Origin of the sequence: Burkholderia sp. E168m23 (assembly GCF_016586125.1) — a bacterium.
Classification (GTDB): domain Bacteria; phylum Pseudomonadota; class Gammaproteobacteria; order Burkholderiales; family Burkholderiaceae; genus Burkholderia; species Burkholderia orbicola.
This window is the reverse complement of sequence record NZ_BCPP01000173.1, coordinates 1-9,227: the sequence shown is the minus strand read 5'-3', so window position 1 is coordinate 9,227 and position 9,227 is coordinate 1. Positions and strand designations below refer to the sequence as shown.

Sequence of the window (9,227 nt, the reverse complement as noted above, 5' to 3'; positions counted from 1 at the left end):
GTGCTGATCCGCGATGTTGCCGAGGCCGCCCGCGATCATGATCGCGTAATAACTTCGTATAGCATACATTATACGAAGTTATACGAGTATTCGCGCATGGGCGACGGCCGCGCGGTGCTGCGCTCGTCGATCCGCGAATTCCTGTGCTCGGAAGCGATGCATCACCTCGGCATCCCGACCACGCGCGCGCTGACGGTGATCGGCTCCGACCAGCCGGTGGTGCGCGAGGAGATCGAGACGGCGGCCGTCGTCACCCGCGTGTCGGAAAGCTTCGTGCGCTTCGGCCACTTCGAGCACTTCTTTTCGAACGATCGCCCCGACCTGCTGCGCCAGCTTGCCGACCACGTGATCGACCGCTTCTATCCGGCCTGCCGCGACGCGGACGATCCGTACCTCGCGCTGCTCGAAGCGGCGACGTTGCGCACGGCCGACCTCGTCGCGCAATGGCAGGCCGTCGGCTTCTGCCACGGCGTGATGAACACCGACAACATGTCGATTCTCGGCGTGACGATCGACTACGGTCCGTTCGGCTTCGTCGATGCGTTCGATGCGAACCACATCTGCAACCACTCGGACACCAGCGGCCGCTATGCGTACCGGATGCAGCCGCGCATCGCGCACTGGAACTGCTACTGCCTCGCGCAGGCGCTGCTGCCGCTGATCGGGCTGCAGCACGGCATCGCCGACGACGATGCGCGCGCCGAGCGCGCGGTGGACGACGCACAGGCCGTGCTCGCGAAGTTTCCGGAGCGCTTCGGCCCCGCGCTCGAACGCGCGATGCGCGCGAAACTCGGCCTCGAACTCGAACGCGAGGGCGACGCCGAACTCGCGAACAAGCTGCTCGAGACGATGCATGCGAGCCACGCGGATTTCACGCTGACGTTCCGCCGGCTCGCGCAGATCTCGAAGCACGACGCGAGCCGCGACGCACCCGTGCGCGACCTCTTCATCGACCGTGAAGCATTCGACGCCTGGGCGAACCTCTACCGCGCGCGGCTGTCCGAGGAAACGCGCGACGACGCGGCGCGCGCGGTTGCAATGAACCGCGCGAACCCCAAATACGTGCTTCGCAACCATCTGGCCGAAGTCGCGATCCGGCGCGCGAAGGAAAAGGATTTTTCGGAAGTCGAGCGGCTCGCGCAGATCCTGCGCCGTCCGTTCGACGAACAACCGGAGCATGAAGCGTACGCGGCGTTGCCGCCCGACTGGGCCGGCTCGCTCGAAGTGAGCTGCTCGTCCTGAGCCCGCAACCCGCGCATCTCGACCGACCGATCAGGAGAACCCCCATGTCCCACGATTCCGACGACAAGACCTTCCCGTACCAGAAGGACGACGCCGAACTGCGCCGCCGGCTCACGCCGATGCAGTACGAGGTCACGCAGCACGCGGCGACCGAGCGCGCGTTCACCGGCGAATACACCGACACCGAGGACGCCGGCATCTACAAGTGCGTCGTCTGCAGCACGCCGCTGTTCGAATCCGGCGCCAAGTTCCACTCCGGCTGCGGGTGGCCCAGCTACTTCAAGCCGCTCAACGGCGAGGTGATTGACGAGAAGGTCGACTACTCGCACGGGATGGTGCGCGTCGAAGTGCGCTGCAACAATTGCGGCGCGCATCTGGGCCACGTGTTCGAGGACGGCCCGCGCGACAAGACCGGTTTGCGGTACTGCATCAATTCGGCTGCGTTAAACTTCGAGTCCCGACCCGAAAACGAATGAGCGGCGCCGGGCGGATCGCCGAGGCAGCCAGCCCGGGGCGGCCCGCCCCCGATCCGCGACGGCGATGCCTGGCGGGTCCCTACAACGGTGACGGGCCGCGCCAGCGGCCCGTCACGCAGCTGCGAGCGCCATGAAATTCCTGTTCGATCTGTTTCCGATCATCCTGTTTTTTGTCGCCTTCAAGGTCTGGGGCATCTTCACCGCCACCGCCGTCGCGATCGTCGCGACGCTGGCCCAGGTCGCCTGGGTCGCCTTCCGGCACCGGAAGGTCGACACGATGCTGTGGGTCAGCCTCGGCGTGATCGTCGTGTTCGGTGGCGCCACCCTCGTCCTGCATGACGAGAAATTCATTCAATGGAAACCGACTGTGTTGTACTGGCTGTTTGCGATCGGGCTGCTCGCCGCACGCTATGCGTTCGGCAAGAACCTGATCGAGAAGATGATGGGCAAGCAGCTCACGCTGCCCGTGCCCGTGTGGGACAAGCTGAACGTCGCCTGGGCGCTGTTCTTCGCGGTGCTCGGCGTCGCGAACCTGTACGTGGTGCACAACTTCACCGAATCGCAATGGGTGAACTTCAAGCTGTTCGGTACGACGGGCGCGATGGTCGTGTTCATCATCCTGCAGAGCCTGTGGCTCACGAAGTACCTGAAGGACGAATGACATGAGCGACGCCTTTCTCCACGCCTCCGCCGACGAACGCATCGCGCTGATCGAAGCGCGCCTCACCGCGTCGCTCGCGCCGCTGTCGCTCACCGTGCGCGACGACAGCGCGCAGCACGCGGGCCATGCGGGCGCGGCCTCCGGCGGCCATTTCACGGTCACGATCGTCTCGTCCGCGTTCGCGGGCAAGCCGCGCGTCGCGCGGCACCGGCTGGTGTATGATGCGCTCGCTGATGCGATGCAGCGCGGCATTCACGCGCTCGCGATCGTGGCTTACACGCCCGAAGAATTCAACGAATCTTCAATCTAGTCTCATTAGGAATTCCCGATGATCCTGAAATCCCCCCGCCTGTGGGTCGCGGCGGCTGCTTTTGCAGCGGCACCGGCATTCGCCCAGAACATCGCCGTCGTCAACGGCACGCCGATTCCGAAGTCGCGCGCCGACGCGATGGTCGCGCAGCTCGTCCAGCAAGGCCAGACCGACGGCCCGCAACTGCAGCAGGCCGTGCGCCAGGAACTGGTGAACCGCGAAATCCTGATGCAGGAAGCGATCCGCGAAGGCATCCCGAATCGTCCGGACGTGAAGGCGCAAGTCGCCGTCGCGCAGCAGACCGTCGTGCTGCGCTCGATGATCGAGAGCTTCCTGAAGAAGAACCAGCCGACCGATGCCGAAGTGAAGGCGCGCTATGACGAACTCGTCAAGGGCGTGGGCGGCAACCGCGAGTACCACCTGCACCACATCCTCGTCGACAACGAGCAGCAGGCGAAGGACCTGATCGCGAAGATCAAGGGCGGCGCGAAGTTCGAGGACCTCGCGAAGCAATACTCGAAGGACCCGGGTTCGGGCAAGAACGGCGGCGATCTCGACTGGTCGGACCCGAAGGCGTACGTGCCGGAATTCGCGGCAGCCGCGCAGAAGCTGCAGAAAGGCCAGATGACCGACGCGCCGGTGAAGACGCAGTTCGGCTGGCACATCATCCGCGTCGACGACATCCGCGACATCGCGCCGCCGCCGTTCGACCAGGTGAAGGCGCAGATCGCGCAGCAGCTCGTGCAGCAGAAGCTGCAGGCGTTCGAGGAAGGTCTGCGTCAGCAGGCGAAGATCCAGTAACGCCGGCGCGCGTCATACGCGCATCGAAAAGCCGCTCTTCGGAGCGGCTTTTTCTTTTGGCGTGCACGAAACAGATGTAGCGCGACGCGATGGTGCGTGGCCGACGCGCAATAAAAAACCGCTCCGAAGAGCGGCTTTCCCATACCAGGTGTTACCCGCCTGCGGCGTTCGCTACGCGGCGGGATAGAACACGTCGTGATAACGCACGTCGCCCGCCGGCAGCGGCGCCGATTCGTCGAACGGCAGCGCGAGGAAATACTCGGGCGGCACGCCTGGAAACACGATGTCGCCGTGCGGTTCGAACCCGAAACGCGTGTAATACGCGGGCTCGCCCAGCACCACGCAGCCACGCGCGCCGAGCCGCCGCAACGCGTCGAGCCCCGTGCGCACGAGCCCCGCGCCGATGCTTTGCCGCTGGCAATCGGGCCGCACCGCGAGCGGTGCCAGCCCGTACCACTGCTGGCTGCCGGCCGGCTCGCCGCCGATCGCGACGGGCGAGAACGCGACGTGCCCGACGATACGCCCGTCGCGCTCCGCGACGAGCGATACGCTCAGCGCCCCGTCCGTGCGCAGCGTGTCGACGATGCGCTGTTCGAACTCGCCGCCCTGCGGCTCGCCCGCGAACGCCGCCCGGATCACGCGGCCGATCGCATCGGCCTCGCTCGCCCGTTCGTCACGCAGCGTGACGACCTCGACCGGCGCGTTCGGGTCGAACATCATCCGATCAGCCGATCCAGCGGCGCGCGTTGCGGAACACGCGCAGCCACGGGCTCGCTTCACCCCAGCCTTCCGGGTGCCAGCTCATCGTGACCGTACGATGCACACGCTCCATGTGCGGCATCAGCACCGAGAAGCGGCCGTCGGCCGTCGTGACCGACGTGATGCCGGCCGGCGACCCGTTCGGGTTGAACGGATAGCGTTCGGTCGCTTCGCCGCGGTGGTCGACGTAGCGCATCGCGACCGCGACGCGATCGATGTCGCCCTGCTGCGAGAAGTCCGCGTAGCCTTCGCCGTGCGCGACCGCGACCGGAATCCGCGAGCCTTCCATCCCCGCGAAGAAGATCGACGGCGACTTCTCCACCTCGACGAACGAGAAGCGCGCCTCGAACTGCTCGGACTTGTTACGCGTGAACTTCGGCCACGCTTCCGCGCCCGGGATCATCGACGCGATGCTCGACAGCATCTGGCAGCCGTTGCAGATACCGAGGGCGAACGTATCGGGACGCGCGAAGAACGCCGAGAACATGTCGGCAAGGTTCGCGTTGAAACGGATCGTCTTCGCCCAGCCTTCGCCCGCGCCCAGCACGTCGCCGTACGAGAAGCCACCGCACGCGACCGCACCCGCGAAATCGGCCAGCGTCGCGCGGCCGGCGAGCAGGTCGCTCATGTGCACGTCGTGCGCATCGAAGCCTGCGCGATCGAACGCGTACGCGGTTTCCAGATGCGAGTTCACGCCCTGCTCGCGCAGGATCGCGACGCGCGGCCGCGCGCCCGTCGCGATGAACGGCGCGGCGATGTCGTCGGCCGGGTCGAACGTGAGCACCGGCGAGAGGCCCGGATCGGCCGCGTCGAGCAGCGCGTCGTATTCGGCATCCGCGCAGGCCGGGTTGTCGCGCAGGCGCGCGATGCGCCAGCTCACTTCGCTCCATGCGCGATGGAGTTCGGCACGCGGCGCATCGAAGATCTTCTTCGCGTCGCGGTACACCTCGATCACGTCGCGATCGTTGACCGAGCCGATCACGTGCGAACACGTCGACAGACCGAATTCGCGCAGCGCGCCGAGCACCGCATCGCGGTCGGATGCGCGCACCTGCACGACAGCGCCGAGCTCTTCGGAGAACAGCGCGCGCAGCGTGCGGTCGTCGCGCAGGCCGCTCGTCTGCTTCGCCCAGTCCTTCGCGTCGCCGTAGTCGGATTCGTGGTTCGGGTCGAGCGTCAGCATGTCGACGTTCAGCGACACGCCCGCATGGCCCGCGAACGCCATTTCGCACACCGTCGCCCACAGGCCGCCGTCCGAGCGGTCGTGGTACGCGAGCAGCTTGTCCTGCGCATTGAGCGACTGGATCGCGTTGAAGAAGCGCTTCAGGTCTTCCGCGTCGTCGACGTCCGGCGTCGTGTCGCCGACCTGCTGCGTGACCTGCGCGAAGATGCTGCCACCCATCCGGTTCTTGCCGCGGCCGAGATCGATCGCGATCAGCACGGTGTCGCCCGCGTCGGCGACGCGGCGCAGTTGCGGCGTGAGATGACGGCGCACGTCCTCGACCGGCGCGAACGCGGAGATGATCAGCGACACCGGCGACACGACTTCCTTCGCGACGCCCTGCTCGTCCCACTTCGTCTTCATCGACAGCGAGTCCTTGCCGACCGGGATGCCGATCCCGAGCGCCGGGCACAGCTCCATGCCGATCGCCTTGACCGTGTCGAACAGCGCGGCGTCCTCGCCGGCCGTGCCGCACGCGGCCATCCAGTTCGCCGACAGCTTCAGCTTGTCGAGCGACGCGATCGGCGCGCTCGCGATGTTCGTGATCGCTTCGCCGACGGCCATGCGGCCCGATGCCGGCGCATCGATCACGGCGAGCGGCGTGCGCTCGGCCATCGTCATCGCCTCACCCTTGAAGCCCGCGTAGTCGAGCGCGGTGATCGCGCAGTCGGCCACCGGCACCTGCCACGGGCCGACCATCTGGTCGCGCACCGACGTACCGCCGACCGAACGGTCGCCGATCGTGATCAGGAACGACTTGCTGCCGACCGTCGGGTGCTTCAGCACGTCGAGCGCGACGGCCGACAGCGCGATGCCCGTCACGTCGACCGGCGCTCGCTCGGTCGCGACGCGCGTGACGTCGCGGTGCATGCGCGGCGGCTTGCCGAGCAGCACTTCCATCGGCATGTCGACCGGGTATTCGTCGGCGCCCGTCGCTTCGTCGTCGACGAGCTTCAACTGGCGTTCGTCGGTCGCGACACCGACCACCGCGAACGGGCAGCGCTCGCGCGCGCAGATCGCCTCGAAGCGCGGCAGGTCGGCCGGCGCGATCGCCAGCACGTAGCGCTCCTGTGCCTCGTTCGACCAGATTTCGCGCGGCGACAGGCCCGATTCCTCGAGCGCGACCTTGCGCAATTCGAAGCGCGCGCCCTTGCCCGCGCCGTCGACGATTTCGGGGAATGCGTTCGACAGGCCGCCCGCGCCGACGTCGTGGATGCTCAGGATCGGGTTTTCCGCGCCGAGCTGCCAGCAGCCGTTGATCACTTCCTGCGCGCGACGCTCGATTTCCGGGTTGCCGCGCTGCACCGAGTCGAAGTCGAGTTCGGCCGTGTTCGCGCCGGTCGCCATCGAGCTCGCGGCGCCGCCGCCCATGCCGATCCGCATGCCGGGGCCGCCAATCTGGATCAGCAGCGAGCCGGCCGGCACGTCGTGCTTGTGCGTGTGCTGATCCGCGATGTTGCCGAGGCCGCCCGCGATCATGATCGGCTTGTGATAGCCGTGCACCGTGCCGCCGACGTTCTGCTCGTACACACGGAAATAGCCGCCGAGGTTCGGGCGGCCGAATTCGTTGTTGAACGCGGCGCCGCCGAGCGGGCCGTCGATCATGATCTGCAGCGGCGACGCGATGCGGTCCGGACGGCCGTACGGGCCGTGCTGCTCGTTCGGGTTGCGCTCGGCCACCGGCTGCGCGGCGTCGCGCGCGTTTTCCCACGGCTGGCGGGCGTCGGGCAGGTCGAGGTTCGACACGGTGAAGCCCGTGAGGCCGGCCTTCGGACGCGCGCCGCGGCCCGTCGCGCCTTCGTCGCGGATTTCGCCGCCCGCGCCGGTCGCCGCCCCCGGGAACGGCGAGATCGCCGTCGGGTGGTTGTGCGTCTCCACCTTCATCAGCGTGTGCGTGAGCTCGGTGTGGCGGTCGTAGCGCTCACCCGGCTCGCCGGCCGCACCGGCCTTGCGCGGGAACCAGCGCTCGGCTTCGGCGCCGACCATGATCGACGAGTTGTCCGAATACGCGACGATGGTGCCCTGCGGGCTCAGCTTCTCGGTGTTGCGGATCATCGCGAACAGCGACATGTCCTGTGCTTCGCCGTCGATCGTCCACTGCGCGTTGAAGATCTTGTGGCGGCAGTGTTCGCTGTTCGCCTGCGCGAACATCATCAGTTCGACGTCGGTCGGGTTGCGTTCGAGCTTGCGGAACGCGTCGACCAGGTAGTCGATCTCGTCGTCGGCGAGCGCGAGGCCCAGCTCGGCGTTCGCGCGCTCCAGCGCGCCGCGGCCGACGCCCAGCACGTCTACGCTCGCGAGCGGCTTGGCCGGCAGTTCGTCGAACAGGTGCTTCGCGTCGTCGCGCGCCGCGACCACGCTTTCGGTCATCCGGTCATGCAGTGCAGCCGCGACGGCCGCGCGCGCGTCGTCCGACAGCGCCTTCTTGCCGCCGAGCAGGCCCGACTTCAGCGTGACCGTGAATTCGACGCCGCGCTCGATGCGGCGCACCTGCGTGAGACCGCAGTGCTGCGCGATGTCGGTTGCCTTGCTCGCCCACGGCGAGACCGTGCCGAAGCGCGGCAGCACGACGAAGGTCTCGGTCGCGCCCTTCTCGCCCGCCGGCTGGAACGGCTCGCCGTAGTGCATCAGCGCATCGATGCGCGCGCTGTCGTCGACCGACAGCGGCTCGGCCGCATTGACGAAGTGCAGGAACTGGCCGCGCACCGCGACGATGTTGGCGTCGATTTGCCTGAGCGTGTCGAGCAGACGGGTTTGACGGAAATCGGAGAGGGCCGAAGCGCCGGGAAAACACGAGAAGTGAGCCATGGGCTGGACTGACGTCGATGAGTCGCGCGAGGTGGCGACGTGGGGCGAAAGGAAGGCCGTAATTATACCCGGAAGTCGGCCGCCCAAGACCGGCCGATCGGTAGTCCGCCTGCACCGCACCGGTGCCCGGGCGCGGGGCGCGCACGGCCGGCCGCCGGACCGGCCTGCGCGGGTCGCACGCCGGCCGCCGTCGCGCAACCGCACGACCCATGCTCGGCCGGCGCCGGCTCGCGCACTTTTGGCGCTATCATTCCGGGTTCACCGGGCCCGGGCCCTCAGCGAATTCTCACCGGGCGGCGTGCGCGCCGCCCGTCATCGAAGCAATCCATGGATGTCATCGTCATCGGCGGCGGAATCAGCGGCGTCGCCACCGCCTACCAGCTGCGCGCGGCCGGCCATCGCGTGTGCGTGGTCGAACGCCACGCGACCGTCGCGCAAGGCGCGACCTACGGCGACGGCGGCGCGCTGCTGCCGAGCCCGCTCGACGTCTGGTTCGGCCCGACGTTCATGCGCCAGCGCCAGCCGCGCGACAGCGGCATCGTCTACAAGCCGGGCTTCAACGGCGGCGTGCGCCGCTTCGTCAAGCAGCTCGGCACGCTGCGCGAGCCCGACGTGTTCGCCGCGCAGTACGCGCGGCTGCGCCCGCTGATCGACGTGTCGCGCGACACGCTCGCCGATATCGAGGCGCGCCTCGAGCTCGAATTCGAGCAGAAACCCGGCATCCTGCACGTGGTGCGCGATCCGCGCGACTGGGACGCGCTGCAGCCCGCGCTCGACCTGCTGCGCACGCTCGACCAGCCGTACCGCACGCTCACCGCCGACGAATGCGCGGCGCTCGAACCGTCGGTGCCGGCGGAGCCCGGCTTTGCCGGCGGCGTGCTGCTCGAAACCGAGCGCACCGGCAACTGCCCGCTGTTCGCGAAACTGGTCAAGCAGACGCTCGACGAG

The 9,227-nt window shown here is 67.8% G+C and carries 8 protein-coding genes; 6 read left to right on the top strand and 2 right to left on the bottom strand.

Annotated features, from left to right (window positions below; genetic code table 11):
- The 5 genes from JMF90_RS11735 to JMF90_RS11715 all read left to right on the top strand — a co-directional run.
- On the top strand, positions 1 to 1,242 hold a 1,242-nt coding region (locus JMF90_RS11735; protein WP_236597969.1), incomplete at its 5' end, for a YdiU family protein.
- Positions 1,243 to 1,286: 44 nt separating this feature from the next.
- Complete coding sequence (gene msrB / locus JMF90_RS11730; RefSeq protein ID WP_011549620.1) at positions 1,287 to 1,718, top strand: peptide-methionine (R)-S-oxide reductase MsrB; 432 nt, start codon at positions 1,287 to 1,289, stop codon at positions 1,716 to 1,718.
- A 130-nt stretch (positions 1,719 to 1,848) separates the two neighbouring features.
- Positions 1,849 to 2,379, top strand: a complete 531-nt coding sequence (locus JMF90_RS11725; RefSeq protein WP_006478589.1) for a septation protein A — start codon at positions 1,849 to 1,851, stop codon at positions 2,377 to 2,379.
- Between the two features lies 1 nt (position 2,380).
- Positions 2,381 to 2,689 carry a BolA family transcriptional regulator gene (locus tag JMF90_RS11720; RefSeq protein WP_006478588.1) on the top strand — a complete coding sequence of 103 codons (309 nt, stop codon included), beginning with the start codon at positions 2,381 to 2,383 and terminating at the stop codon, positions 2,687 to 2,689.
- Between the two features lie 18 nt (positions 2,690 to 2,707).
- Entirely contained in the window at positions 2,708 to 3,490 is a 783-nt protein-coding gene (locus JMF90_RS11715) for a peptidylprolyl isomerase (RefSeq protein ID WP_011549619.1), read from the top strand.
- 171 nt (positions 3,491 to 3,661) lie between these two features.
- Here JMF90_RS11715 and JMF90_RS11710 read toward each other — a convergent pair whose 3' ends face one another.
- Together JMF90_RS11710 and purL are read right to left on the bottom strand one after the other, a co-directional pair.
- Positions 3,662 to 4,210, bottom strand: a complete 549-nt coding sequence (locus JMF90_RS11710; RefSeq protein ID WP_011694305.1) for a GNAT family N-acetyltransferase — start codon at positions 4,208 to 4,210, stop codon at positions 3,662 to 3,664.
- A gap of 4 nt (positions 4,211 to 4,214) precedes the next feature.
- Complete coding sequence (gene purL / locus JMF90_RS11705; protein WP_011549617.1) at positions 4,215 to 8,279, bottom strand: phosphoribosylformylglycinamidine synthase; 4,065 nt, start codon at positions 8,277 to 8,279, stop codon at positions 4,215 to 4,217.
- 327 nt (positions 8,280 to 8,606) lie between these two features.
- On the opposite strand from purL, the gene JMF90_RS11700 reads away from it, so the two are divergent.
- On the top strand, positions 8,607 to 9,227 hold a 621-nt coding region (locus JMF90_RS11700; protein ID WP_201325121.1), incomplete at its 3' end, for an FAD-binding oxidoreductase.